General features: G+C 63.5%; 24 protein-coding genes and 2 tRNA genes. 10 read left to right on the forward strand and 16 right to left on the reverse strand.

What is annotated here, in order from left to right:
• Positions 1 to 295: 295 nt before the first annotated feature.
• The 5 genes from QEN71_RS04865 to QEN71_RS04885 form a co-directional block, all read right to left on the reverse strand.
• A complete protein-coding gene (locus tag QEN71_RS04865) occupies positions 296 to 1,111 on the reverse strand; it encodes a GNAT family N-acetyltransferase (protein ID WP_201658066.1) in 816 nt (271 codons plus the stop codon).
• 165 nt (positions 1,112 to 1,276) lie between these two features.
• On the reverse strand, positions 1,277 to 1,735 hold the full coding sequence (locus tag QEN71_RS04870) for a SixA phosphatase family protein (RefSeq protein WP_201658064.1): 459 nt from the start codon (positions 1,733 to 1,735) through the stop codon (positions 1,277 to 1,279).
• 248 nt (positions 1,736 to 1,983) lie between these two features.
• Positions 1,984 to 2,060 (reverse strand) — tRNA-Pro (locus QEN71_RS04875).
• An 83-nt stretch (positions 2,061 to 2,143) separates the two neighbouring features.
• Positions 2,144 to 2,302, reverse strand: a complete 159-nt coding sequence (locus QEN71_RS04880) for a DUF3309 family protein (protein WP_201658062.1) — start codon at positions 2,300 to 2,302, stop codon at positions 2,144 to 2,146.
• A gap of 306 nt (positions 2,303 to 2,608) precedes the next feature.
• Positions 2,609 to 2,782, reverse strand: coding sequence for a hypothetical protein (locus tag QEN71_RS04885; RefSeq protein ID WP_201658060.1), 174 nt, complete (start codon positions 2,780 to 2,782; stop codon positions 2,609 to 2,611).
• Positions 2,783 to 2,948: 166 nt separating this feature from the next.
• Here QEN71_RS04885 and QEN71_RS04890 point away from each other — a divergent pair, with 166 nt between their 5' ends.
• Positions 2,949 to 3,122: a YajG family lipoprotein gene (locus QEN71_RS04890; RefSeq protein ID WP_201658058.1), complete on the forward strand. Its 174-nt coding sequence runs from the start codon at positions 2,949 to 2,951 to the stop codon at positions 3,120 to 3,122.
• 24 nt (positions 3,123 to 3,146) lie between these two features.
• Here the strand turns inward: QEN71_RS04890 and QEN71_RS04895 are convergent, their stop codons facing one another.
• The 5 genes from QEN71_RS04895 to QEN71_RS04915 all read right to left on the reverse strand — a co-directional run bounded on the left by QEN71_RS04895 (position 3,147) and on the right by QEN71_RS04915 (position 7,837).
• Complete coding sequence (locus QEN71_RS04895) at positions 3,147 to 4,535, reverse strand: MATE family efflux transporter (protein WP_233472063.1); 1,389 nt, start codon at positions 4,533 to 4,535, stop codon at positions 3,147 to 3,149.
• Entirely contained in the window at positions 4,532 to 4,840 is a 309-nt protein-coding gene (locus QEN71_RS04900) for a DUF2288 domain-containing protein (protein WP_201658056.1), read from the reverse strand. The genes QEN71_RS04895 and QEN71_RS04900 overlap by 4 nt, the downstream gene beginning before the upstream one ends.
• Positions 4,841 to 5,516: 676 nt before the next feature.
• Positions 5,517 to 5,846, reverse strand: a complete 330-nt coding sequence (locus QEN71_RS04905) for a hypothetical protein (RefSeq protein ID WP_201658054.1) — start codon at positions 5,844 to 5,846, stop codon at positions 5,517 to 5,519.
• Between the two features lie 207 nt (positions 5,847 to 6,053).
• Positions 6,054 to 6,767 (reverse strand): peptidoglycan DD-metalloendopeptidase family protein, encoded by a 714-nt coding sequence (locus tag QEN71_RS04910; RefSeq protein WP_201658052.1) that lies wholly within the window; start codon positions 6,765 to 6,767, stop codon positions 6,054 to 6,056.
• Positions 6,768 to 6,919: 152 nt separating this feature from the next.
• Complete coding sequence (locus QEN71_RS04915) at positions 6,920 to 7,837, reverse strand: aldose epimerase family protein (protein ID WP_201658049.1); 918 nt, start codon at positions 7,835 to 7,837, stop codon at positions 6,920 to 6,922.
• Between QEN71_RS04915 and QEN71_RS04920 the strand changes: the two genes are divergently transcribed.
• The 3 genes from QEN71_RS04920 (at position 7,836) to QEN71_RS04930 (ending at position 9,446) form a co-directional block, all read left to right on the forward strand.
• The gene (locus QEN71_RS04920; protein WP_201658171.1) at positions 7,836 to 8,132 is read left to right on the forward strand and encodes a hypothetical protein; all 297 of its coding nucleotides are present in this window, start codon (positions 7,836 to 7,838) and stop codon (positions 8,130 to 8,132) included. The two genes, QEN71_RS04915 and QEN71_RS04920, sit on opposite strands and share 2 nt — an antisense overlap.
• A gap of 272 nt (positions 8,133 to 8,404) precedes the next feature.
• A complete protein-coding gene (locus tag QEN71_RS04925; protein WP_201658046.1) occupies positions 8,405 to 9,235 on the forward strand; it encodes an undecaprenyl-diphosphate phosphatase in 831 nt (276 codons plus the stop codon).
• 136 nt (positions 9,236 to 9,371) lie between these two features.
• Positions 9,372 to 9,446 (forward strand) — tRNA-Arg (locus QEN71_RS04930).
• Between the two features lie 202 nt (positions 9,447 to 9,648).
• Here QEN71_RS04930 and QEN71_RS04935 read toward each other — a convergent pair.
• Positions 9,649 to 11,226: an acid phosphatase gene (locus QEN71_RS04935; protein WP_201658043.1), complete on the reverse strand. Its 1,578-nt coding sequence runs from the start codon at positions 11,224 to 11,226 to the stop codon at positions 9,649 to 9,651.
• Positions 11,227 to 11,476: 250 nt separating this feature from the next.
• Between QEN71_RS04935 and QEN71_RS04940 the strand changes: the two genes are divergently transcribed.
• Complete coding sequence (locus QEN71_RS04940) at positions 11,477 to 12,850, forward strand: cytochrome-c peroxidase (RefSeq protein ID WP_233472062.1); 1,374 nt, start codon at positions 11,477 to 11,479, stop codon at positions 12,848 to 12,850.
• On the opposite strand, the gene QEN71_RS04945 is transcribed toward QEN71_RS04940, so the two are convergent.
• Positions 12,829 to 13,116 carry a hypothetical protein gene (locus tag QEN71_RS04945; RefSeq protein WP_233472061.1) on the reverse strand — a complete coding sequence of 96 codons (288 nt, stop codon included), beginning with the start codon at positions 13,114 to 13,116 and terminating at the stop codon, positions 12,829 to 12,831. The genes QEN71_RS04940 and QEN71_RS04945 overlap by 22 nt on opposite strands.
• Positions 13,117 to 13,363: 247 nt before the next feature.
• Here QEN71_RS04945 and QEN71_RS04950 point away from each other — a divergent pair, with 247 nt between their 5' ends.
• Together QEN71_RS04950 and QEN71_RS04955 are read left to right on the forward strand one after the other, a co-directional pair.
• The gene (locus tag QEN71_RS04950; protein WP_201658037.1) at positions 13,364 to 13,753 is read left to right on the forward strand and encodes an RT0821/Lpp0805 family surface protein; all 390 of its coding nucleotides are present in this window, start codon (positions 13,364 to 13,366) and stop codon (positions 13,751 to 13,753) included.
• Entirely contained in the window at positions 13,750 to 14,208 is a 459-nt protein-coding gene (locus QEN71_RS04955; protein WP_201658034.1) for an NUDIX hydrolase, read from the forward strand. The genes QEN71_RS04950 and QEN71_RS04955 overlap by 4 nt, the downstream gene beginning before the upstream one ends.
• Positions 14,209 to 14,222: 14 nt before the next feature.
• Here the strand turns inward: QEN71_RS04955 and QEN71_RS04960 are convergent, their stop codons facing one another.
• Together QEN71_RS04960 and QEN71_RS04965 are read right to left on the reverse strand one after the other, a co-directional pair.
• Entirely contained in the window at positions 14,223 to 15,137 is a 915-nt protein-coding gene (locus QEN71_RS04960; protein ID WP_201658031.1) for a transporter substrate-binding domain-containing protein, read from the reverse strand.
• A gap of 141 nt (positions 15,138 to 15,278) precedes the next feature.
• Complete coding sequence (locus QEN71_RS04965; RefSeq protein ID WP_201658028.1) at positions 15,279 to 17,000, reverse strand: glutamine--tRNA ligase/YqeY domain fusion protein; 1,722 nt, start codon at positions 16,998 to 17,000, stop codon at positions 15,279 to 15,281.
• 497 nt (positions 17,001 to 17,497) lie between these two features.
• On the opposite strand from QEN71_RS04965, the gene ggt reads away from it, so the two are divergent.
• Positions 17,498 to 19,303: a gamma-glutamyltransferase gene (gene ggt / locus QEN71_RS04970; protein ID WP_201658025.1), complete on the forward strand. Its 1,806-nt coding sequence runs from the start codon at positions 17,498 to 17,500 to the stop codon at positions 19,301 to 19,303.
• Positions 19,304 to 19,355: 52 nt separating this feature from the next.
• On the forward strand, positions 19,356 to 19,907 hold the full coding sequence (locus QEN71_RS04975; protein ID WP_201658022.1) for an RBBP9/YdeN family alpha/beta hydrolase: 552 nt from the start codon (positions 19,356 to 19,358) through the stop codon (positions 19,905 to 19,907).
• Positions 19,908 to 19,983: 76 nt separating this feature from the next.
• On the opposite strand, the gene QEN71_RS04980 is transcribed toward QEN71_RS04975, so the two are convergent.
• Complete coding sequence (locus QEN71_RS04980; RefSeq protein WP_201658019.1) at positions 19,984 to 21,204, reverse strand: CaiB/BaiF CoA transferase family protein; 1,221 nt, start codon at positions 21,202 to 21,204, stop codon at positions 19,984 to 19,986.
• Positions 21,205 to 21,514: 310 nt separating this feature from the next.
• Between QEN71_RS04980 and alaS the strand changes: the two genes are divergently transcribed.
• Entirely contained in the window at positions 21,515 to 24,139 is a 2,625-nt protein-coding gene (gene alaS / locus QEN71_RS04985) for an alanine--tRNA ligase (RefSeq protein WP_201658016.1), read from the forward strand.
• A gap of 120 nt (positions 24,140 to 24,259) precedes the next feature.
• Here alaS and QEN71_RS04990 read toward each other — a convergent pair whose 3' ends face one another.
• Positions 24,260 to 25,165, reverse strand: a complete 906-nt coding sequence (locus tag QEN71_RS04990; protein WP_201658013.1) for a LysR family transcriptional regulator — start codon at positions 25,163 to 25,165, stop codon at positions 24,260 to 24,262.
• Between the last annotated feature and the right edge of the window lie 81 nt (positions 25,166 to 25,246).

Consider the following 25,246-nt stretch of genomic DNA (forward strand, 5'->3'; position numbering starts at 1 on the left):
GCGGCGGTATGCGCTCAAAACTGTGTGTGGGTTTTTCGCGCCGTGCGCGCTTGACTGCGGGCTTTCTACGCAGTGCGGACGTCGCTGAGCGACAGCTCAACTGCGGCATGCCGCACCGCTATGCTGGCAGGCACCGGAGGTTCAAAAGCGGCTTTCTTTTGCCTACTTTTCTTTGCCGCTGCAAAGAAAAGTAGGTGCCGCCCCGCACAGGGGCGACGCATGAAGCACCGATACGAAACCGCGGATGCCAGCGCAGCAAAACACCCAGAATGGCGACTGCGTCGCAGACAAAAAATCAACGGCCTAGCGCATCACCAAGAAAATGCCGCGCATACCGCGCATTGATCTCCTCCAACCTGAACAGCGTCAAGAAATCAGCGGTATTGAAATCAGGATCCCACGCCGGGGCACCACAAATCTTCGCCCCGAGCCGCAAATAACCCTTGATCAGCGGCGGCGGCGCAACCTTCGCCCCAGTCTGCAATTCTTCGACAGGCAACGGCGTATGCGGAAACGCACGATACTCCGGCGTCGTCAGCGCATCATCGGCCATCGATGCATACAGGTTGGCAGCATAGTGCCCACCGTCAGCCATCGCGACGCTCGCGCAGCCGAGCATCGTCTCGTAACCGTTGTGCTGCATGTACGAGCCGAGACCCGCCCACAGCGACATGATCACCGAGCCGCTGCGATAGTCGGGATGCACGCACGAGCGGCCCACTTCGACCATCTTCGAGCGCAAGTGCGTGAGACGCGATACATCGAACTCGCCCTCGGCATACAGGCGGCCGATACGCGCCGCCTGGTGCGGCGGCAGCACGCGGTACGTGCCGACCACCTTCAGCGTGTCGAGATCGCGGACGATCAGGTGATCGCAGTAAGCGTCGAACGAATCGACGTCGAGGCCGGCAGGACCGGACAGGCGCGCGCCCATTTCCTCGGCGAAGACCCGGTAACGCAGACGCTGCGCTTCACGAAGCTCCTCGTCGGTGCGCGCCCACGACACTTGCAGACGATGCTGGGCAGTGACCGTTTCTTCCGTGCGCGGCAAACGACGACGCGGCTCGAGGATCGATGCGAAGGGCAGGGTTGGCGTCGGCAGTTCTCGCATGTGGCGTTCCTGGTCGAAAATGTGAAATTCGCTTCGACGCCAATGTAGTAACGGCTGGTGACGCTCACGTGGCAACGTCGTGACGATTCAATGACGTGTCGTAAGGCCGCCGCTTTCGGCGCGCCTTCGGTGTTGTAATCACGCGACCCGCCAATGCGGCCTGAATCAGATCAGGTCGCTGGTGATCGCCGCAAGCAGCACAGCCTGCTCGTCATTGCCGCGCGTGCGGCTCTCGATCCACCAGATCGCTGACTTCTTGATCGGCCAGCTCGCGCCGCTGTCGGCGAGCAGGCGGGCGACGACATGGCCGAGCGTCGGCTGATGGCCGACCACCACGACGGTCGGCGCGATGCCGTTGGGCCAGCCGGCTGCCGTGAGCACATCCGCGGCACTCGCGTCCGGCGCGATCTCGCGCACGACGCGGTATTGGTCCGTCAACGATTCGGCCGTCTGGACGGTGCGCGTGGCAGGGCTCGCGAGGATCACGGCGTCGTCGGGAAGACGCGCGCGCAGCCATTTCGCGGACGCCTGCGCCTGCTTGCGGCCGCGTGTCGTCAGCTGGCGGGCGAGATCGCTCGAGGCCGTGTCTTCAGCTTCGGCGTGACGCCAGAGAATCAGGTTCATGGCGGTGTCTCCAGGTGCGTGTCGTGACGATCTTTCGATCTATCGACAAGTATGGACAACGTAGGGCGAGGGGAGTTTTGTCGTTCTGCGTTTCTGGATCGTTTCCGGATTTTTATCGCGCGCATGTTTCGGCCGTGCGATGGATCCGCGTTCGCGCCGCGAGAACCACGCAGCGGAAAAACAACGGCAGAAAAACAAAAACCCGCGACACCGGAAGGTGAGGCGGGTTTTCGTGTACGGCATGTTGGTGGTCGGAGCGATAGGATTCGAACCTACGACCCTCTGATCCCAAATCAGATGCGCTACCAGGCTGCGCTACGCTCCGACGCGAGCCCGAGATTGTATCCGCATTGGTGTCCGCGAGTCAAATCTGCGGTTTAACGCAGAAGCGAGGGCCGAAGTTCGGCGTCATATCTGACCCATCAGCAGCAACACGATCACCACGATCAGCACGACGCCGACGAGGCTCGTCGGACGATAGCCCCATTCGCGGCTGTACGGCCAGCTTGGGAGGGCGCCGATCAAAAGCAGGATCAGCACGATCAACAGAATGGTTCCGAGGGTCATGTTATCTCTCCTTATATGGCCGGGCCACAATTGGAGACCGCTTCAGCACGCAATGACAGCGCGGGTGCGCGCCGGCGGCCGGTTTATCGAGCGCGCGGGATGCGCGATCCATGCCTTACAGTCAGCAAGGCACGTGCCCGACGACGGCGAGAATCAGCGGAGAGGGATAACAGGAGAGGGCGCGCGAATCCTGACGCGCAAGCGCGCGCTCAGGCGAAGACGTCGCAGTCGGCCAAACGCCGACGCGCCGCCTTCATGTGCGGCGAAAGACAGTCGCGATGCGCCGCGGGTGCGACGCGTCGGGCTTCAGTGTCTGCGGCGCATTCTGTCGAAGACGTGATGCTCGGCCAGCCAGTGGTGCATCATCCCTTCGCCTTGATGTTCGCGGCGATAGGTGCGCGATTCGAAAACGGATAACACCACGAGCACCAGCAAACCTATGGCCAGTCCAACCAGCCCTGCGATCGATTCGGCATCCATGACGGCCTCCTTCGACGACTGCAATCATGCCTACATAGTAGAGCAGGCGCAGCAAGATGGCGCAAGCAGGGCGATGCCCAGGTTCGGCGGCGCACATTGCGCTTTGCGGTTAGACTCGTGGCCCGCGACGTCATCCGTCGATGCTCACACCCTGTCCGAAAAGTTTATGAAGCGCTTCCTGCTGGCTGCCTCGCTGTTTTCGCTGTTCGCCCTGTCGGCGTGTGCCGACGATCCGACCATCCACCATCACGTGCCGCCCAAAGATCCCGCCGACTATCACGGCGTGCCGACGGACGATCGTCCGCCGTCGATGATCGACGCGCCCGCCGCGCCTCAATAAACGCGGCGAGCGCGCAGGCTCAGGTCACGCATGGCTCTGCGGCAACGCGGGGCCGATATCGCGTGTGAGACGCGGCAGCAGACGCGCGAGCGTGAGGCCGCGCGCTGCCATGAAGATCATCAGCGCCGCCCACAAGCCGTGGTTGCCGTGCGTGCCTGCGAGCGCCCACGAAGCGGCCAGAAACGCGCCGAGCGACACCACCATCGACGTCATCAGATCGCGCGTACGCGTCGCGCCGATGAACACGCCGTCGAGCAGAAAGCCCCACACGGAGACGATCGGCGATAGCGCCGTCCACGGCAGGAAAGCTTCCGCCGTCGCGCGCACGGCCGCCTGATCGGTCAGACGCTCGATGATCCACGTCCCCGTCATCCAGTAGACGAGCGAAAACGCGAGCGCACCAAGCGCCGACCACAGCAGCGTCACCTTGACGGCCTGGCGGAACGCATCGCGATTGCGCGCACCGATGGCCGCGCCGACGAGCGCTTCCGCCGCATGCGCGAAGCCGTCGAGTCCATAGCCCATGAAGGTCTGGAAATTGAGCAGCAGCGCGTTCGCCGCGAGCGTCGCGTCGCCCTGTTTCGCGCCGAGATGGGCGAACCAGCCGAAGACGCCGAGCAGGCACATCGTCCGCACGAAGATGTCGCGGTTGATCGTCACCATGCGCCTCAGCGCGGCCGGATCGAATAGCGCGGCGCGTTCGAGCGCGGGCAGGCCGCGCGGGCGCATCTGCCAGAGCAGCACGGCGCCGAACACGAAGCCGAGCGCATCGGCCGTCGCTGTCGCCGCGCCGATACCCGCCACGCCCCAATCGAACGCATACACGAACAGGCACACGGCGACGATGTTCACCGTGTTAATGAAGACTTGCGTCGCGAGCGCGACGCGCACGCGCTGCGTGCCGAGCAGCCAGCCCAGCACGACATAGTTGCCTAGCGCGAGCGGGGCCGCCCAGATGCGCGCATGACAGTAAGCGCGCGCGTGGCGCTGAACCTCATCGCTGCCGCCGATCGTGCGTATCGCGAAGTCGATCAGCGGAACCTGCAGCGCGAGCACCACGGCGCCGATCGCAAACGCGAGCAGCATCGCGCGCACGACGTTCATGCGCAGACCGGCCTGATCGTCGGCACCGAACGATTGCGCGACGAGCCCCGTCGTGCCCATGCGCAGAAAGCCGAAGCCCCAGAATACGAAGCTGAAGAACAGTCCACCGAGTGCGACGCCGCCGAGATACGACGCGCTGTCCAGGTGCCCGGCGACGGCGGTGTCGACGGCGCCGAGGATCGGCTGCGTCAGATTGGCGAGAACGATCGGGAGCGCGAGCGTCAGCACGCGCCGGTGCCAGTGCGTCGGCAGGGCGTCTGCCGTGGACGTGGTATCCAGCGCGGCTGCGTCGTCGCGGCGATCGTTCAACCGCGCTCCTGCACACAGACCCACGGCGAGACCACGACGGCCCACAGGTCCGGGTCGCGCGCGGCGAAGTCGGCGGCCGTCTCCGCCTGCACACGTTCGACGAGTCCCGACGACAGCCATTGCGTGACCTGCGCGGCGTCGTCGCTGGCGATCGCTTCGGCGACGCTCACCAGATCGAGATCGCGTGCCACGCGCAGCAGCATGCCGCGCGCAAAGAAGCGTTCGAGTTCGGACCAGCCGATCTTCGCGGTTTCGCCGAGCAGCTTTTGATAGAGAGGGCTTTGTGGGGTGTCGGAGGAAGTCATGACGATATGAGCCAGCAGCACGTGACGGGGCGTAACTATAAACCATAGGCGACGCTGGACCGTCCGGCTGCGGGATCGCAATAGTCCGCTCGTGAGCCCGTTCACGACGGTGCCAATGCGCCGATTAACAGGCACACGTTTGCGGATTAAAACTCATACGCATTGCACGCATATCGGCACATTAAAGCGATGCTCGCGTGCCGGTTAAATCAGAGGAATTCGCTGTTGTGAATTGCGATCGAAAGGTGCGTTGGCGCACCAAGTCTCGCGATTGCCGCCATCGAAGTGAAATGCGTGAATCGGCCGTATATGGCAGTGCAGATCAATTCGCGTGCGACATTTTTATGTTCTTCCGAAAGCCGCGCCCGTCGTGGCTTTCGGGGGAGTTGCGTATAGCCCGATGCGAGTATCGGATGGCGCGCGCCGCGTTGATTCGGTTTCCCGATTGACACGTGCGTCATTCAGTTCGCCATTGAACCGTGCGCCGACTCACACTATTTGCACAATTAATCGATTGCGTGGGTATAGGGGCGTTGCTAGATTTCGTTTCGGCGCATGGTGAACCGGTCCTTTGCCGATATGCGCCGAACCCCCGTTTGCCCGGCCTCGTGCCGGGCCTTTTTTTGTCCGCGCTCATTAAACGTCAGACGACGCCGACCGCACGCACAAAGCCGAACTACTGCTTGCAGCGGATCACCATAGAGCGGTTCTTCACGTTGGCGCCGAGCACGCCGCCGAGCGTGCCGCCCGCCGTGCCGCCCGTGTCCACATCTTTCGAGATCACGTCGTAGCCGTACGCGCCGCAGGCTTCGCCCGCGCGCTTGTAGCACTCGCCCCAGTTCTGGCTCGCGTCGCTGCCGCTGCAGTTGATCGCGAAGCCGGGGTCGCCGTTCGGCAGATAGGTGAGCGTCGTCGAGCCGGAACTTGCGCAGCCTGCGAGACCCGCCAGAGACGCGATCGCGAGGGCCGCTGCCGTCGCTCGAACTGCCGCAAAGGCGTATTTCATCGGAGTGTCCTCTTTGTGTCGTTGCGCGTAGGGACGCGGTGTCGGCAGACGTGGCACGGAGCGTGCCCGCCCGCCTCTGTGATGGAGCCCTGCAAGGCCCGTTGGGTTCCCGGACGCCGCGTATGCCGCTTCGTGCGCGCGTCCACAGGATATCCGCCGCCGCGCGCATGGCGGCGGCTAAGGCGCCTGGGGACGCCCAAGGGCGCGTTAGCGCGGTGGCAGCGAGCGTGCCGGATCGATCGAACGGCCCGCGTAACGCAGCTCGAAATGCAGCATCACGCGATCGTTGTCGGAATCGCCCATTTCGGCGATCTTCTGGCCTTGCTGCACCGTTTCGCCTTCCTTCACGAGCAGCGTGCGGTTGTGCGCGTAGGCCGTCAGATAGTCGGCGTTGTGCTTGATGATCAGCAGATTGCCGTAGCCGCGCAAGCCGTTGCTCGCATACACGACGGTGCCGCCCGCCGCGGCGAACACGGGCGTGCCCGCGGCGTTGGCGATATCGATGCCCTTCGAATTGTTGCCGTCGAAGCCGCGAATCACGTTGCCCGTCGCCGGCCAGATCAGCGAGATCGACGACGCAGGCGCCGACGGCGTATCCGCTGCCGCACTGCGCGACGAAGACGACGTTCCCGCCGACGCGCTCGCGCTGCTGCTGCTTCGCGACGAACCCGTGCTCGCCGTTGCCGTGCCGGGCGGCGGCGAGACGCGCAGCACCTGACCGACCTCGATCGAATCGGGGTTCGACAGGTTGTTCCAGCGGACGATGTTCTGTACCGACGTGCGGTTGCTACGCGCGACCTTGTACAGCGTGTCGCCCCGTTCGACGCGATAGAAACCCGGACCTACAGGTGCCGAGCCACATGCGGCCAGTGCTGCGACCATGACCCCGCAGACGAGCCGTCTGATTTTTGTTGTCAACATTGGACCTCGCAAGACGCCGCCGCGCGCCGATCCCGATCACGCGACAGTTGCAAAACGCCAGATTCTAACGGTTTTGCAAGGCAAACCCCGTTTTCGGACTCATGCGCGGCCCGCTGCAAGGGCCGCGCACGATGCGAAATGATGCGTGGCGCTCAGGGCAGCGTGCCGACAGCTATGCGCAGCGACGCCGTTTCCGTGTCGCCCGCATCGAGCCAGCGCAGGCCGAGACCGTTGTGGATCGCGTCGGGCAGGCCGAGCCACGGCTCGACGCAGAAGAAGCCGGATTCGGGCTTTTCCGTCCACGTCGTGACGGCGTACCAGGGCACCGAGCCGGGACGCTGCAGATCGATCGTGATGCTGCGGTTCAGGCCGAGCGCGACCACGCGCACGAGGTGATCCGGCGCGCCGTCGAGGCAATGGAAGCGGTCCATGATGCGCGGATCGTCGAGACGGTAGTCCGGCTCGCCCGCTTCGCCCGGCGTGATCGCGCCGTCGGGCAACTGATGACGGCGCACCGTGCGCGGCAGTTCGAGCACGGTCTCGCCGCGTTGCGTGTGCGGCAGCGTGAAATAGAAGTGATGACCCGCGTAGTAGGGCAGCGGCGCGCTGCCTGCCGCGCCCGTGTTGGTCGTGATGAATTCGACGTCGAGCGTGTGCGGGTCGACCAGCGTGTAACGGGTTTCGAAGCGGAAGCTGAACGGATAGCCCGTGCGCGTCGCGTCACTGTCGGTCAGCGTCATGCTGATCGAGCGGGCCGCTTCGTCGACCGTGGCTTCGAACGGCAGGTCGCGCGCGAAGCCGTGCATCGGCAGTTCGCGCACGGTGCCTTGCGCGTCCTTCCAGCGGCCGATCTGTCCGTCGACGAAATGTCGGCCGAGAAACGGAAAGAGCAGCGGATTGCCGCCGCGCACGCGCGCGGGCTGGCTCCAGTCCGCCTGGTCGGGCCAGAAGATCACCGACTGGCCGTCGATGTCCCACGACAGCAGGCGGCCGCCCGCCTGCGGAGCGACGCGCAGCAAGGAGGCGTCGCGTGCGATCTCGATGATGTCCTGTTGCTGGAATTGAGGCATGGCAATGGCAGTAGAAAAGCGGTTGGGAAGGGAGTGGACGTGCACGATTCTGGCGCAAAGCGTGCGGAGAACGCCGATTTTGCTCCGCTTTATGCTACGGGGAAACCCTTCTGGGGAAATTGCGGGTGTTGCCGCACAGTCAGCGCAATCGATAATGTGTTCAGACCGGCTCCGGCTGGACTCGATCACTCGGTTTTTGGGAGGGGCGATGGATCTCGCAATGGCAATGAGCGTGGCACTGTTCGGTATGTTCACGGGCAGTACGATTTATTTCTTTTATAAATTTGCACGCTGACACGGGGCGACGAGATACCACGTTGAGCCGTCGGCACGTACCGACGGTCCACGCAGCCTCCGCACGCAGGCCCGCCTTCCCGGCGGGCCTTTTTGCTTTCATGGCCGTAATCGGCCTTTCAATAATGGTGCGACGCCGCAAGGTACGCAAAAAGCCGAATTTTTGTCCTTGGCGCACCGGGGTCGCCCCGTCATAATCGACGCGCCTTCAGATGCCGGACATCATGCTCCGGCAAGCTGTCCAACCTCCCCACTTTTCAAAAGGACCGACGCGTGAGCCTGTCGTTTTTGATCTTTTTGAGCGTGCTGCAGGGCGTCACGGAACTGTTTCCGGTGAGCAGTCTTGGTCACACGCTGCTCGTTCCCGCCCTGTTCGGCATGCATATCGACAAGCATGCACCGCAACTGCTGCCGTTCCTCGTCGCGCTGCACCTCGGCACGGCGTTCGCGCTGCTGTGGTACTTCCGGACGCGCTGGATCGAGCTGATAAGCGGCTTTTTCGCGTCGCTGTCGGGTCGCCGCAATGACGAAGGTCATATGATGTGGGCGCTCATCATCGGGACGATTCCGGCCGGTCTGGTGGGTCTCGTGCTCGAAAAGCGCCTCGAGCGTGTGTTCCACGATCTGCGCATCGTGGCCATCGCGCTGATCGTCAACGGTATCCTGCTGTGGTTCGGCGACCGTTTGCAGCGCTCGCGCGCGCATCGTGCGCCGGAGAAGCTGACGTTCAAGCAGGCGTTCCTCGTCGGCCTTGCGCAGATCGGCGCGCTGATTCCCGGTTTCTCGCGCAGCGGTCTGACGATGATCGCCGGCAACGGCGCCGGCCTCACCTCCGAGAAAGCGGCCGAATTCTCGTTCCTGCTCGGCACGCCGATCATTTTCGCAGCGGGCATCCTCGAACTGCCGAAGCTGTTCCACGCGCCGGGCCAACTCGCCGACGCGTTGCTGGGCGGCGTGCTGACGGCCATCGCGGCGTATCTGAGCGTGCGCTTCCTGATGCGCTACTTCGAAGGACGCGGCCGGCTGGCAGCGTTCGGCGTGTACTGCGTGATCGCGGGCGTGGTGTTTCTCGGCTGGTTCATGACGCATCCGCAGCCCGTCTGACGGCGCGGTTCGATCGGTTATAATCGCGGGCCCGGCGCTGCTGCCGGGCCTTTCTGTCTGGGCATCACAGCAAGTCCGATGTCCTCGACCGGCCGCCATCCGTGATGGTTGCGCCAGGTTAAAATTCCGGTTTCGCCTCCCCATAGTTCAACGGATAGAACACGGGTCTTCTAAACCTGAAATCGAGGTTCGATTCCTCGTGGGGGGGCCATCCATCCTGTGCATGCGTTCATGCCGCGTGCGCGTCCCGCGCCGTTTCTCCCTCGCAGCGTGTAAATAAAAAAGGGCAGCCGAAGCTGCCCTGAAGCGTTTGCGCATCGAACGTGGAGAAATGCGCTGTTGCTGTTGCCGCCCGTACTTCGTCGATGACGGGCGACGGGCTCGCCCATGTTGCCGCGTGCTTACTTCCCGGCTTACTTCTTGATATCGAGCGCGTTCGTCAGGTCGCCCATCGCCTGACCGCCGTTCGCGACGAGCGCGTTGTCGCGCGCCGTCAGGCCCGCGAGCGTCGGCAGATTGAAGCGGTGCGTGATGAAGCGCAGGATCGACGTCGTGTCGTACTGCGTATGATCGACGAACCCCTTCTTCGCATACGGCGATACGACGATCGCCGGAATGCGCGTGCCCGGACCCCAGCGGTCGCCCTTCGGCGGCGCGACGTGATCCCAGAAACCGCCGTTCTCGTCGTACGTGACGATCACGACCATGTTGTTCCACTGCGGGCTCTTCTGCAGATGCGAGATCACGTCGGCGATGTGCTGGTCGCCTTGCGACACGTCGGTGTAGCCCGCATGCTCGTTCAGGTTGCCTTGCGGCTTGTAGAACGCGACTTGCGGCAGCGTGCCGGCGTCGATCGCCTTGATGAACTCCGAGCCGTTCAGGCCGCCGTCGAGCAGATGCTTCGTGCGGTTGTCCGTGCCCGGCGCGAGGTCCGCGAAGTAGTTGAACGGCTGATGGTGCGGCTGGAAGTTCGGCGAGGTCAGGTTCGCACCGTAGATCACGTTCGCCGTGTTGTTCTGCGCGGCGGAGACGGCATCGCCCCATGCGCCGCCGTACCACGCCCACGTCACGCCTGCGCTGTTGAGCAGATCGCCGATGTGCTGGTTGGTCTGCGGCGGCAGCGTCGTCTTGTTGGTCGGGTCGGCGAGATTCGCGTCGCCGCCCGACGCCGCCTTGTTGCCGCTCGGCTGATACGGCGGCTGCATCGTGTTGACCGCGTAGAAGTCAGGCGTGAGCGTGCCCGAGTTGACGAAGGTCGGCACATCGGTCAGCGCCGATGCCGCCGAGGTCGACTTGAGCGTCAGCGTGACGCCGTCCGCGTCGACACTCGACAGCGAGGTCGAAGCCGGGCTCGTGTTTGCGTTCGGATAGAACGGCGTGCACGCGCAAACCAGCCACTGGTGATTCAGGAACGAGCCGCCGAATGCGCCCATGAAGAAGTTGTCGGCGAGCGTGAATTGCTGCGCGAGCTTGTAGAGCGGCAGCTTGTCGGCGTTCGGCGTGTAGTGACCCATCACGAGACCGCCCGAATCGGCCCACGCGGCGAACATGTCGTTCTTGCCGCCGTGGATCTGCATCTGGTTCTCGTAGAAGCGGTGATACAGGTCGCGCGTCGTGAGGTTCATGCCGGTGTTGAAGCCGTTCGGATCGTCGATCGCGAACGGCGCGTTCGGCAGGTTCGCCGTCATCGCCTGCGTGATCACGGGCGTCACGCCTGCCTGCGTGAGGCCGCCCCAGACGGGCGGCAGCGTCGCGAGCACGGAGCCGTCGCGGTCGAGCTGACGCGAGTTCGCCGTCGTGACGTTCTGCAGGCCGTTGGCGCCCGGGAAGTTGCCATAGAGGTTGTCGAAGCTGCGGTTCTCGGCGTAGATCACCACGACGTTCTTCACGGAAGACAGCGTCGGCTTCGAGTTCGAATTGCCACCACATGCGTACAGCCCGATTGCTGCCGCGATCGCGATAGGCGTCGCGCAGATCAGTTTTATGTTCATGATTTATCTCTCTCGCGTTGGGGACCGGCGGCGAATCCTTGTAAGGAAAGCCGGCGGCGAGAGTGTCGCAAGGCTTTTTGACAGAACGATTAATTTCTTACGCAACTATTCCATTTAGCTTTTGTCGTGAGTTGAACAGTCGGCTTTATGTCATTTAGGCGACATGTCAGTGAAATAACCTCGCGCAGTCGATCAACACGAGCAGGTAAGAAAAGATATGCGGCGCGATGTGGCAGGGGTTCGAAAAGGGATGGCCTTCGGGCGCACGGGATGGCTCGGTGTGCTGGGCGTTTCAGCGTTGTTCGCCGTGGTGCTGACGGGCTGCGATGCAGGCAACGCACAGGCCGATGGCGCGCATACGTCTGCAGCGCAAGCCGCCGATGCGAGTGGTGCGCAGATCCGGAAAGTGTCAGCGGATGGCGCTGCCGTCTTGCCCGCCGGCGGTCAGACGCGTGCTCAGGTGTATGAGTCCGTCAGGAAGATGACGGCCGTCGGTAAGCAGCTTTTCTTCGATCCGTCACTGTCGGGTTCGGGCAAGCTCGCGTGCGCGTCGTGTCATAGCCCGCAGCATGCGTTCGGTCCGCCGAACGCGCTGGCCGTGCAGCTCGGTGGTCAGGACATGCATCAGCAAGGCATGCGTGCCGCGCCGAACATCAAGTATCTGCAGAAAGTGCCGTCGTTCACCGAGCACTATCACGATTCGGACGACGAAGGCGACGAAAGCGTCGACGCAGGCCCGACAGGCGGGCTGATGTGGGACGGCCGCGTGAACCACGCGCGCGACCAGGCGCGCATGCCGCTGACGTCGTCGTTCGAAATGGGTAGCAGCCCGCAGAAAGTGGCGTCGGCCGTGAAGGCTGCGCCGTATGCGAACGAGTTTCGCGACGCGTTCGGCGCGCATGTTTTCGACAGCGACGACACGACGTTCAAGGCGGTGCTGGAGGCGCTCGAAGTGTTCCAGCAAACGCCTGAACTGTTTTATCCGTACACAAGCAAGTACGACGCGTATCTCGCAGGCAAGGCTCAGTTGACCAAAGCCGAGTTGCACGGCCTGCAGCTTTTCAACGACGAAACCAAGGGTAACTGCGCGAGCTGCCACATCAGTCAGCGTGCGCTCGACGGCGCGCCGCCCGCGTTCACCGATTTCGGTCTGATTGCGCTCGGCGTGCCGCGCAACCGCTCGCTGTCCGTGAATCGCGATGCGCATTTCTACGATCTGGGCGCGTGCGGTCCGGAGCGCACGGATCTGAAGGGGCAGGGCGAGTATTGCGGCATTTTCCGTACGCCGACGCTGCGCAACGTCGCGCTGCGCAAGACCTTTTTTCACAACGGGATCTATCACTCGCTCGACGACGTCGTGCGCTTCTATGCGCAGCGCGATACGAACCCGGAGAAGTTCTATCCCGTCGTGAAGGGCAAGGTGCAGAAGTTCGACGATCTGCCGAAGAAGTATTGGGCGAATCTGAATACCGATCCGCCGTTCGATCGCAAGCCGGGCGACAAGCCTGCGCTGGATGAATCAGAGATCAAGGACGTGGTCGCGTTCCTCAAGACGCTGACGGACGGTTATCAACCGGAAGCGCCACAGCAGCATGCGGACGCTCACATCGTCAGCAGCAAATAGCAGCCTGCGATCAACAGCACGAACGACGCGAGCAGGCAGGCGAGGCCGGCTCGCGTCAGCACGCATGGCCACCTGCGGCGGCGCAGGCCGCGAATACGCACGATAGTCGGCGTCGGCGCGGGATCGATGCGCATGACGACGACCGTCAGCGTGATGCAGATCAGCGTCAGCATCGCGGCGAAAAACTGGAGAGCGAACGAGAGGTCCATGAGCGGCAGTCGCAACGCGTAAGCGTTCGATATACGGTTGAATTTGACCGGGTTCATGTTAGGGATGGGCTTCATCAGTGCCTATGAGACGCGTCCTAAAATGGTCTGAACAGGCTTGTGGATGGCGGGTAGCGCGACGAGCGTTATCTCAATGATGCTTCCGGCTTGCGTTGAAGTGCGTCGATGAACGCATGTCCGCGACGAACCTGTGTGCCGGATCGACGTGCTATGCTTTTGGGGTCCAGATCGCGCGACTTAATGGCCGCGCCGATCGTGCCCGAACCCGACTTCAGCGGAGAACTACATGTCGATGCGAATCCGAGCCGCGTTTCAACTCTCCGTGGGCGGGCTGCTGCTCGCTGGCGCAGTCGGCGCGCACGCTGCCAATCTCGGCTTTCTTAACGACACGCCGATTTCCTACATGAAGCAGGCCGACAACGATTCGCTGAAAGCCGCCGCATTCGATGCGCTCGACAAGAAGCAGGACGGCGAGTCGGTCACCTGGAACAACGATGGCCTGCGCAACAGCACGAAAATCGAGGCGCAACTGACGCCCGACGCCACCTCGAAAACGGGCGACCGCACGTGCCGTCAGATGCACGTCGTGTTGAGCGCGAAAGGGCAGTCGATGAATCTCAACCCGCAGTTCTGCCGCGAGGGCACGGGCCGCTGGGTGCTGCAGAAGAAGCATTGAGCGCGCGCACGGTTTCTTGCGGCGTCGTTCTGCTCGATCCCAACGGGCGCGTGCTGCTCGCGCACGCGACGGAAACGACGCATTGGGACATTCCCAAAGGGCAGGGCGAGGAGGGCGAAGCGCCGCACGTGACGGCGCTGCGTGAGATGGAGGAGGAAACGGGTCTCACGGTCGAGCCCGAACGTCTGACGGACCTTGGGCGTTTCGTGTATCGGCGGGACAAGGATCTGCATCTGTTCGCCGCGCGCGCCCGCGCCGACGAACTCGATCTCACGCGTTGCACGTGCACGTCGATGTTTCCGCGCCGCTCGGACGGCACGATGATTCCCGAAATGGACGCGTTCCGCTGGGCCGCACCGGATGAAGTCGAGCACTACGCGAGCCGCAGTCTCACGCGGCTCTTTCAGACGACGCTATCGCTTGCCGAGTTGCATCAATCGCTTGAAGCGTCCTGAGTACGACGTAAGCGTCAGTCCAGCGCCTTGTCGTTCGGATGCGCGAACAGCGTGCGCATTTCCGACGACAGCGGATAGTTCAGGTTGATTCCGTGCGGCGGGATCGGCTGCGTGAACCAGACGTTGTATAGCCGCTCGGCTTCGCCCGACGTCTGCATCTTCGAAATCACACGGTTCACCAGCTCGCGGAACGGCGCGTCGCCCTTGCGGAACATGCACGCATAGGTTTCATAGCCGAGCGGTGTGCCCGTCACGACGAAGTCGTCGGGACGCGGATCGGTGGCGCGAAAGCCGTAGAGAATCGGCTCGTCCATCACGAACGCGACCGCGCGGTCGGCCTTCACGGCTGCGAACGCATCGGAATGATCCTTGGCGCTCGCGATGCGCATGTTCAACTGCTTCTCGCTGTTCAACTGACGCACGAGCCGTTCGTCCGACGTGCCCGCCGTCGTGACGACGGGCTTGCCGGCGAGGTCGGCGAAGTCGGTGATGCCCGCGTTCTTGCGCGCGATCATCCGCACCGCGTACTGGAAGAAGCTGTTCGAAAAGGCCGCGACGTTTTCGCGTTCGCGCGTATGCGTGGTCGAGCCGCATTCGAGATCGATCTGGTTGTTGGCCAGCATCATGAAGCGGTTCGCCGATGTGATGGGCACTTCGCGCACGCGCAGATTGGGCATCGCGAGCGTCTTCCTGATCTCGTCGACGATGGCGAGCGCGATGGTCTGCGAATAGCCGATCGTGCGATCGCCGTCGGCGTAGGAGAAGGGAATCGACGCTTCACGTACGCCGAGCGCGATGACGCCGTCGTCGTGAATCTTCTTGAGCGTTCCCGTGGGTTCGTCGGCGTGTGCGGACGGCACGAACGACGCAAGCGCCGCGGCCGCGATGATAGCGAGTGCCACTCGCCTGTGTTTGATTGCAACCTTCATTTTTCCCCCTGGGGCCGGCAGCAATCAGTCCGGCTGCACTGTCACGCCGTGCATGGCGATGTCCTTCGTGCTGCACCACGGCCACGGCATGCGTGCGCTAAAAACGCCGCATGCCGCGCGTGACGCAACCAGACAATCAGCTTACGCCGGCTTTCCCCAACTGTCTCTCAGACTGACGATCCGGTTGAATACGGGTTTGCCCGGCTTCGTGTCATAGCGGTCGGCGACGAAGTAGCCGTGACGCTCGAACTGATAGCGCTGTTCCGGCTCGATGTCGCGCAGACCCGGCTCGACGAACGCATGCATGACGCGCTTCGAATCGGGATTGAGCGCTTCGAGGAAATCGCGGCCGCCCGCGTCGGGCTGCGCTTCCTTGAACAGGCGATCGTAGATGCGCACTTCGACGGGCACCGCCTGGGTCGCGCTGATCCAGTGGATCGTGCCCTTCACCTTGTAGTTGTTCGCGCCTTCCGTGCCCGAACGGCTATCCGGGAAGTAGTTGCAGTGCACGGCGATCACGTTGCCGTTCTCGTCCTTCTCCGCGCCCGTGCATTCGACGACATAACCGTACTTCAGGCGCACCTTGTTGCCGGGGAACAGGCGGAAATAGCCCTTCGGCGCGCTTTCCATGAAGTCTTCGCGCTCGATCCACAGTTCGCGCGAGAACGGGAACGTGCGCACGCCGCGATCCGGATGATGCGGATGGACGGGCGCGCTGCATTCTTCCGTCTGGCCTTCCGGATAGTTGTCGATGACGAGCTTCAGCGGATCGAGCACGCAGGTCGCGCGCGGCGCCTTTTCGTCGAGATCGTCGCGCAGCGCGCCTTCGAACACGCTCATGTCGATCCACGAATCGACTTTCGTGATGCCGATGCGCTCGCAGAACAGCCTGATGCCGTCCGGCGTGAAGCCGCGCCGGCGCACACCGACGATGGTCGGCATACGCGGATCGTCCCAGCCGTCGACATGGCCTTCGTTGACGAGCTGCAGCAGCTTGCGCTTGCTGGTGATCGCGTACGTGAGATTCAGGCGCGAAAACTCGATCTGCTGCGGCAGCGGACGCGCGAAGATGCCGGCGTCGGCGAGTTCGTTGAGGATCCAGTCGTACAGCGGACGGTGATCTTCGAACTCGAGCGTGCACAGCGAATGCGTGATGTTTTCGAGCGCGTCCGAAATGCAGTGCGTGTAGTCGTACATCGGATACACGCACCACTTGTCGCCCGTCCGGTAGTGGTGGGCGAAGCGGATGCGGTAGATGACGGGATCGCGCATGTTGAAGTTCGGCGACGACATGTCGATCTTCGCGCGCAGCACGTGTTCGCCTTCCTTGAACTCGCCCGCCTTCATGCGGCGGAAGAGGTCCAGGTTTTCGTCGACGCTGCGGTCGCGGAAACGCGACGGCGTGCCGACTTCCGTCGCCGAGCCGCGGTTCGCGCGCATTTCTTCGGCGCTCTGGCTGTCCACGTAGGCCTTGCCGCGCGTGATCAGCAGTTCGGCGAATTCGTACAGCTTGTCGTAGTAGTCGCTCGCGAAGTAAAGGTGCTCCTGCTTGTCATCTTTCCATTCGAAGCCGAGCCACTTCACGGCGTCGACGATCGAGTCGACGTATTCGAAGCTTTCCTTTTCCGGGTTCGTGTCGTCGAAGCGCAAATGGCACACGCCGCCGTAGCTTTGCGCGATGCCGAAGTTCAGGCAGATGCTCTTCGCGTGGCCGATGTGCAGATAACCGTTCGGCTCCGGCGGAAAGCGCGTTTCCACGCGCTGGCTCCACTTATCCGAGCGGTTGTCGTCGTCGATGATGTTGCGGATGAAATTCGAAACGGGCGCGTCGTTGCGCTCGGCGTCTTTGCGATCGTTGTTCATGCGAGATGGAGAGAGTCGGTCCTGGACACTATATGTGTCCGTTAGTCTGTCAATTCTACCTGACGACACATTCGACGACAGCCTTTAAGCCTGCGCAATACGGCGTGCAGCTTGCACGTGCCCATTTTGTCCGGATTTTCGGGGTGCGATCCCCGCTGTAACAGGACGTAAATTGCATTGGCCCCGCGCAATGCACGCGCTTAGCATGCGTCGCGCTGCGCCGTCCTGCGACCGTGCGCGGCATCGTTTTTTGTGCGTCTCTTTCGTCTGCCGCAGTTCAGCCAGCAACCGGCTTGCCCGGCGGTTCTGGCGACGCGCCGCGTGCCTGTGGCGCCTCCGGCGGCGTTTTTCGGCAGACACTGCATTTCCGTTATTCTGTCGTGGCCTGGGCGGGCGCCGCCCGTCCCGCCGCTTCACGCGACCTGTCCTTGCCGCGAGCCCGCCGTCTCTGGCGTTGCGCACGGGCGAGCCGGTCCATCGATCCCGGAGTTCCTCGGATGTCTCTTCCGACGTCGCGCGCGCTGCGCGCACTTTCTGGTGCCGATATGCATGTCGAAACTCGTGCTGGCACCCACGCCGAATCATCTGCCGCGCGCGCCTTGGCGCGCGTCGCGACCACGCTGGCGCTCACGGGCGCGCTGCTCGCGAGTTTCGTCGCGGCGCCTGTGGCCGATGCGAAAACGCCCCAGCCGAAGCCCGCGCTCGACGCATCCGCGGTCGCCGTGCCCGACCGCTATGCCGCGGACGCCGCGCAGCAAATCTTCGCGGCGGGCGGCAACGCCGTCGACGCCGCCGTCGCAGTCGCCTTCACGCTCGCCGTCACGTACCCGGATGCGGGCAACATCGGCGGCGGCGGGTTCATGACGGTGTACATGGACGGCAAGCCGTACTTCCTCGACTACCGCGAAAAAGCGCCGCAAAGCGCGACGCGCGACATGTACATCGACGACAAGGGCAACGTGATCAAGGGCATGAGCGCCGTCGGGCATCGCGCGGTGGCCGTGCCGGGCACCGTCGACGGCATGTGGGAGGCGCAGAAGCGCTTCGGCAAGCTCAAATGGAAGCAGGTGCTCGCGCCCGCGATCAAGTACGCGACGGACGGCTTCACCGTCGAACCGTGGATGCAGAAGCGTCGCGAAGTCGCGTCGCAGAGCTTCGGCGGCAAGACCAATTTCGATGCGTATTTTTCGAACCTGAAGGCGGGCGTCGTGTACCGCCAGCCCGAACTCGCGCAGACGCTGACGCGAATTGCGTCCGACGGCGGCCGCGAGTTCTACGAAGGGCAGACGGCCGACCTGATCGCGCATCAGATGTACGGCCACGGCCTCGTTACGAAAGCGGATCTGCTGCAGTACAAGGCCGTGTGGCGTCAGCCCGTGACGGCGAGCTGGAACGGCTATCAGATCGTCACGGCGCCGCCGCCGAGTTCGGGCGGCATCGGGCTGATCCAGCTGTTGAAGATGAAAGCGGACCTGAAGCCGCAATTCGACGGCGTGGCGCTCAATTCGGAGCCGTATGTCCACCTGGTCGCGCAGATCGAGGACCGCGCGTTCGCCGATCGCCAGCAGTACATCGGCGACCCCGATTCGTACCGCGTGCCCGTCGACAAGCTGATCGACGACGCGTATCTCGCGAAGCGCGTCGAAGACATCACGCCGGATGAAGTGCCGGGCGCCGCGCCCGTCAAGCCGGGTCTCGGCGACTCGATGCCCGAAAAGGCGCAGACGACGCATTTCTCCGTCGTCGACAAGTGGGGCAATGCCGTGTCGAACACGTACACGCTGAACGGGTCGTTCGGGTCGGGCGTGGTGGTTGATGGCGGCGGCTTCGTTCTGAACGACGCGATGGACGACTTCGAGGCGAAAGCGGGCGTGAAGAACCAGTCCGGCGTAACGAGCGGCGACGTCAACACGATCGCGCCGGGCCGCAGACCGTTGTCGTCGATGACGCCGACCATTCTGCTCAAGGACGGCAAGGTGGCGCTCGTGATCGGCACGCCGGGCGGCTCGCGCATTTTCACGTCGATCTTCCAGGTGATGACCGATCTGTACGACTTCAACCTGCCGCCCGCCGATGCGCTCTCCGCGATGCGCTTTCATCATCAGCTGTTGCCGCAGAAGACGATCTATTGGGAGCCGTATCACCCGATCGACGGCGAACTGGCCGAGCAGCTGAAGGCGCGCGGTTATACGGTGGAGGGGCAGACGTTCAACGGCGACGTGCAGATGATCCGCATCGATGGCACGACGCCGCAACCGGCCGCTGATCCGCGCGGCGTCGGCGTGGGCCGTGTGATTCAATAGCGATGGCGGCGCGGCCGCTTTCCATGAACACACGACAAAAACGGGGAACGGAATGACATTGGAGCAGCGGAGCGTAATCGTGTTGCCGGGTTACATGAACTCGGGCGACGGCCACTGGCAGACGCGCTGGGAAGCGCGCTACCCGAACTTTTCGCGCGTGCCGATGCGCGACTGGGATCATCCCGTCTGCGAAGAATGGTGCGACACGCTCGACGCCACGATTGCCGCTTCGAAGACCCCCGTTCTGTTTGCCGCGCACAGCCTTGGCTGCCTGACGGTCGCGTTCTGGGCGGCGCGCCATGCGTCGAAAGATGCGCTCGCGAAAGTGGCGGGGGCATTGCTGGTCGCGTTGCCCGATCCCGCGGGTCCGGGATTTCCCGCTGATGCCGCCGGTTTCGACGACGTGCCGATGTTGACGCTGCCGTTTCCGTCGATCGTCGTCGCGAGCACGGACGATCCGTATGGCGGCGTGCCGTTCTCGCAGGCCTGTGCGGCCGCGTGGGGCAGCCGCTGGGAGAACATCGGCCCGCGAGGTCATATCAACGCGGACAGCGGGTTGGGCGAGTGGGACGAAGGACAGCGCTGGCTGGGGTCGATGGCGTGAGGCGGCGCAGGCTGCCAATACTTCGGTTTAGCCTGCACGCCACCACTGGGACGCGCCCGTTCAACGGCGTGTCGCTTCAGATCACCGAGCGGCCCCGCAACCCGTCGATCTGCTCGTCGCCATAACCGAGCACGTCTCGCAACACTGCTTCCGTATGTTCGCCGAGCGTCGGCGGATGCGCCTGCGCTTCGGGCGGCGTCGCGCTCATCCGGATAGGGTTGCGCACCAGCTTGACCGTACCGCCCGACGGATGCGGCAGTTGCAGCTGCATGCCGCGAGCGACCACCTGTTCGTTGTCGAACACCTCTTCCAGATCGTTGATCGGGCCGCACGGCACGCCCGCGGCTTCGAGCGCATCGATCCATTCGTGCTTGCTGCGCGTGCGAACCATCTCCGCGAGAATCGGCACGAGAATCTCGCGGTTGCGCACGCGAGCCGGGTTGGTCGCGAAGCGGTCGTCGTCGGCGAGCTCCGCGCGCTGGCCCGCTTCGACGAACTTGCGGAACTGCCCATCGTTGCCGACGGCGACGATGATCCAGCTGTCGCTCGTCTGGAACGTCTGATACGGAACGATGTTCGGATGCGCGTTGCCCCAGCGCGCGGGCGGCTTGCCGCTCGCGAGGAAATTCGAATTCATGTTGGCGAGCATCGCGACCTGCACATCGAGCAGCGCCATGTCGATGTACTGGCCTTCGCCCGTGCGGTCGCGGTGCGCGAGCGCTGTCAGCACGGCGACTGTCGAGTACATGCCCGTCATCAGATCGGCGATGGCGACGCCTGCTTTCTGCGGACCGCCGCCCGGCTGCCCGTCGCGCTCGCCCGTGATGCTCATGAAGCCGCCGATGCCCTGCACGATGAAGTCGTAGCCCGCGCGCTGAGCATACGGCCCCGTCTGCCCGAAGCCCGTTACCGAGCAGTAGACGATATCCGGCTTCACGGCCTTTAGCGATTCATAGTCGAGCCCGTACTTCTTCAATTGGCCGACCTTGTAGTTCTCCAGCACGACGTCGCTTTGCGCGGCCAGTTCGCGGACGATCTGCTGTCCTTCTGGCGTCGCGATGTCGACCGTCACCGAGCGCTTGTTGCGGTTCGCCGCCAGATAGTAGGCGGCCTCGCGCGTGTCCGCGCCGTCCGGCGTTTTCAGATACGGCGGCCCCCAATGACGCGTGTCGTCGCCGGCGCCCGGACGCTCGACCTTGATCACGTCGGCGCCGAAATCGGCGAGCGTTTGCGCGCACCACGGACCAGCGAGCACGCGGGTGAGGTCCAGCACGCGGATATGACTGAGTGCGCCCATATTCTGTCTACGTCTCCAATGTGATGGGGCACGCGCCGCGCGGGCGCTGCCCGATTCGATCGATGTGTTGCATCTTAAGCGATCGGCCGCGCCTGGCCTATCCAGCCTGACGGCATAGGACAAATGACAGCCGGGGCATTTTTCGAGGAAAAACTGGCCGGATGGCCAATGCCGCGCGCAACCCGCGCCACGCCGCCGCGCGAGAACGCCGATCCCGTATAATCGACCGTTCAGGAAACAATCTATTGCGACGGCCGGTCAGTCTTCCGCAGCCGTCGGCTCAAGCCAGGACCGTCCCCAAAAGCACGCTATGAAAGCCGCCGAAATCCGCGAGAAATTCCTCAAGTTCTTCGAATCGAAGGGCCATACGATCGTCCGTTCGTCGAGCCTCGTGCCCGGCAACGACCCGACGCTGCTCTTCACCAATTCGGGCATGGTGCAGTTCAAAGATGTGTTTCTCGGCGCCGAATCGCGTCCGTACTCGCGGGCCACGACGGCGCAGCGGAGCGTGCGCGCGGGCGGCAAGCACAACGACCTGGAAAACGTCGGCTACACCGCGCGTCACCACACGTTCTTCGAAATGCTCGGCAACTTCTCGTTCGGCGACTATTTCAAGCGCGACGCGATCCACTACGCGTGGGAACTGCTGACGGGCGTCTACCAGCTGCCGAAGGAAAAGCTCTGGGTCACCGTCTATCAGGAAGACGACGAAGCCTTCGGCATCTGGGAAAAAGAAGTCGGCGTGCCGGCTGAGCGCATCATCCGCATCGGCGACAACAAGGGTGCGCGCTACGCGTCGGACAACTTCTGGCAGATGGCCGACGTCGGCCCGTGCGGCCCGTGCTCGGAAATCTTCTACGACCACGGTCCGGACGTGTGGGGCGGCCCGCCGGGATCGCCTGAAGAAGACGGCGATCGTTACATCGAGATCTGGAATCTCGTGTTCATGCAGTTCAGCCGCGACGCGCAGGGCAACATGACGCCGCTGCCCAAGCAGTGCGTGGACACGGGCATGGGCCTGGAACGTATCGCGGCCGTGCTGCAGCACGTGCACAGCAACTACGAGATCGACCTGTTCCAGGCGCTCATCAAGGCTGCCGGCCGTGAAACGGGAATCGAAGATCTGTCGAACAACTCGCTGAAGGTGATCGCCGATCACATCCGCGCGTGCTCGTTCCTGATCGTCGACGGCGTGATCCCCGGCAACGAAGGCCGTGGCTACGTGCTGCGCCGTATCGTGCGCCGTGCTATCCGTCATGGCTACAAGCTCGGCCGCAAGGGTTCGTTCTTCCACAAGCTGGTCGCGGATCTCGTCGCGCAGATGGGCGGCGCGTATCCCGAACTGGCTGATGCCGAACAGCGCGTCACGGACGTTCTGCGCCAGGAAGAAGAGCGCTTCTTCGAGACCATCGAACACGGCATGTCGATTCTCGAAGCCGCGTTGGCGGACCTCAAATCGAAGGGCGGCAAGACGCTCGACGGCGAAGTCGCGTTCAAACTGCACGACACCTACGGCTTCCCGCTCGATCTGACGGCGGACGTGTGCCGCGAGCGCGGCGTCACGGTCGACGAACCGGCGTTCGACGAAGCGATGGCCCGTCAGCGCGAACAGGCGCGCGCGGCCGGCAAGTTCAAGATGGCGCAGGGCCTGGAATACACGGGCGCGAAGACCACGTTCCACGGCTACGAAGAGATCGTCTTCGATGACGCAAAGGTCACCGCGCTGTACGTCGACGGCGCATCCGTCAACGAAGTGACGAAGGGCCAGCAGGCTGTCGTCGTGCTCGATCACACGCCGTTCTACGCGGAGTCGGGCGGTCAGGTCGGCGATCAGGGCGTGCTCGCGAATGCGAACATCCGCTTTGGCGTCGTCGATACGCTGAAGGTGCAGGCCGACGTCGTGGGCCACCACGGCACGCTGGAGCAGGGCACGCTGAAAATCGGCGACGTCGTGAAGGCGGAAATCGACGCCGTCCGCCGTGCGCGCACGGCTCGCAACCACTCGGCCACGCACCTGATGCACAAGGCGCTGCGCGAAGTGCTCGGCGGTCACGTGCAGCAGAAGGGCTCGCTGGTCGACGCGGACAAGACCCGCTTCGACTTCGCGCACAACGCGCCGATGACGGACGAACAGATTCGCCGCGTCGAAGAAATCGTCAACGCCGAAGTGCTGGCGAACGCGCCGGGCATCGTGCGCGTGATGTCGTACGACGACGCGGTGAAGGGCGGCGCGATGGCGCTGTTCGGCGAAAAGTACGGCGACGAAGTGCGCGTGCTCGACTTGGGCTTCTCGCGGGAACTCTGCGGCGGTACGCACGTGAATCGCACGGGCGACATCGGCTTCTTCAAGATCGTGATGGAAGGCGGCGTCGCGGCGGGCATCCGTCGCGTCGAAGCGATCACGGGTGACAACGCGGTGCGCTTCGTGCAGGAACTGGACGCGCGCATCAATGCCGCAGCAGCCGCGCTGAAGGCGCAGCCGTCGGAACTGACGCAGCGCATTTCGCTGGTTCAGGACCAGGTAAAGGCGCTCGAAAAGGAACTGGGCGCGCTGAAGTCGAAGATGGCGTCGAGCCAGGGCGATGAACTGGCGGGTCAGGCAATCGAGGTGTCCGGCGTGCAGGTGCTGGCGGCAACGCTCGAAGGCGCGGACGTCAAGACGCTGCGCGAAACCGTCGACAAGCTGAAGGACAAGCTCAAGAGCGCGGCCATCGTGCTGGCGTCTGTCGAAGGCGGCAAGGTCAGCCTGATCGCGGGCGTCACGGCCGAGGCAAGCAAGAAGGTCAAGGCGGGCGAACTGGTGAACTTCGTCGCGCAGCAGGTCGGTGGCAAGGGCGGCGGACGTCCGGACATGGCGCAGGCAGGCGGCACCGAGCCGGCTAATCTGCCCGCTGCGCTGGCAGGCGTGAAGGGCTGGGTGGAAGCGCAACTCTGAGCGCGCCCGGAGCGGGGCAGATAGCTTCCGCTTTTGCATAAAAGAAAGCCGCGAGTCGATGAGACTCGCGGCTTTTTGCTTTTCGTGGGCAGACCACTCATTCACGCAAATAAAGCGCGCTCACACGGCCGCTTCTTCCGAACCCATCTCCTGCACGTTCCCGCTCGCGACCAGCATCCCGCGCAGCGCATTCAGCGCCGACGAGAAATGACCGCGCCGCCAGATCAGCAGCGTGTCGATACTGCCCAGTTCATCGAGCGTATGCACGGCGATATCGTTCGATTCCGGCAGCAGCGCCAGCACCGAGCGCGGCGCGACGGCTACGCCCGCGCCCGCCGCCACGCAGGCGACGATCGCGTGATACGAACCGAGTTCCAGCACGCGCGCCGGGCGCATGCCGCGATCCATGTACCACTTTTCGACATGCGTGCGATACGCACAGCCCGTTTCGAAGGCGATCAGCGTCGACAGCGTGACGTCGCTGGCGTGACGGATAGGCGGATGGCCGCGCGGCGTCAGCATCACCAGTTCTTCGCGAAACACGGGCTCGATCTCATACATATCGCCGATCCAGCCCGGATCGAGTGGCGTCGCGACGATCGCGGCATCCACTTCGAACTCGCGCACCCGGTCGATCAGCTTGCCCGTCGTCCCTGTTTCCAGTTCGAGCGCGACGTCGGGCCACGTCTGGTGATAGTGCGCCAGCAGGCCCGGCAGACGGGTCGCGGCGACGCTTTCCATCGTGCCGAGCCGCAGCCGGCCGCTCGGACGCGCGTCCTTGATCGCATGCCGCGCTTCATCGGCGAGTGCGAGCAGCCGTTCGGCATAGGGCAGCAGCGTTTCGCCGGCGGGCGTGAGCACAAGCCGCCGGCCGTCGCGAATGAAAAGCTCCGTGCCCAGCTGTTCTTCGAGTTGCTTGATGCGCGTCGTCACGTTCGATTGCACGCGATTGAGCTTCGCGGCGGCACGCGTCACGCCGTTTTCGCGCACGACGGCGCGAAAAATGGTGAGAGCGGCAAGATCCATTAATCTCTCCATGAGATTCAATCTATCCGTATTATTCATTTTATGAGATTGATGGGTCAAGCTACGATTTCGGTAAAACAG

The sequence above is a fragment of the Paraburkholderia sabiae genome (genome assembly GCF_030412785.1).
In the GTDB taxonomy this organism is placed as follows: Bacteria; Pseudomonadota; Gammaproteobacteria; order Burkholderiales; family Burkholderiaceae; genus Paraburkholderia; species Paraburkholderia sabiae.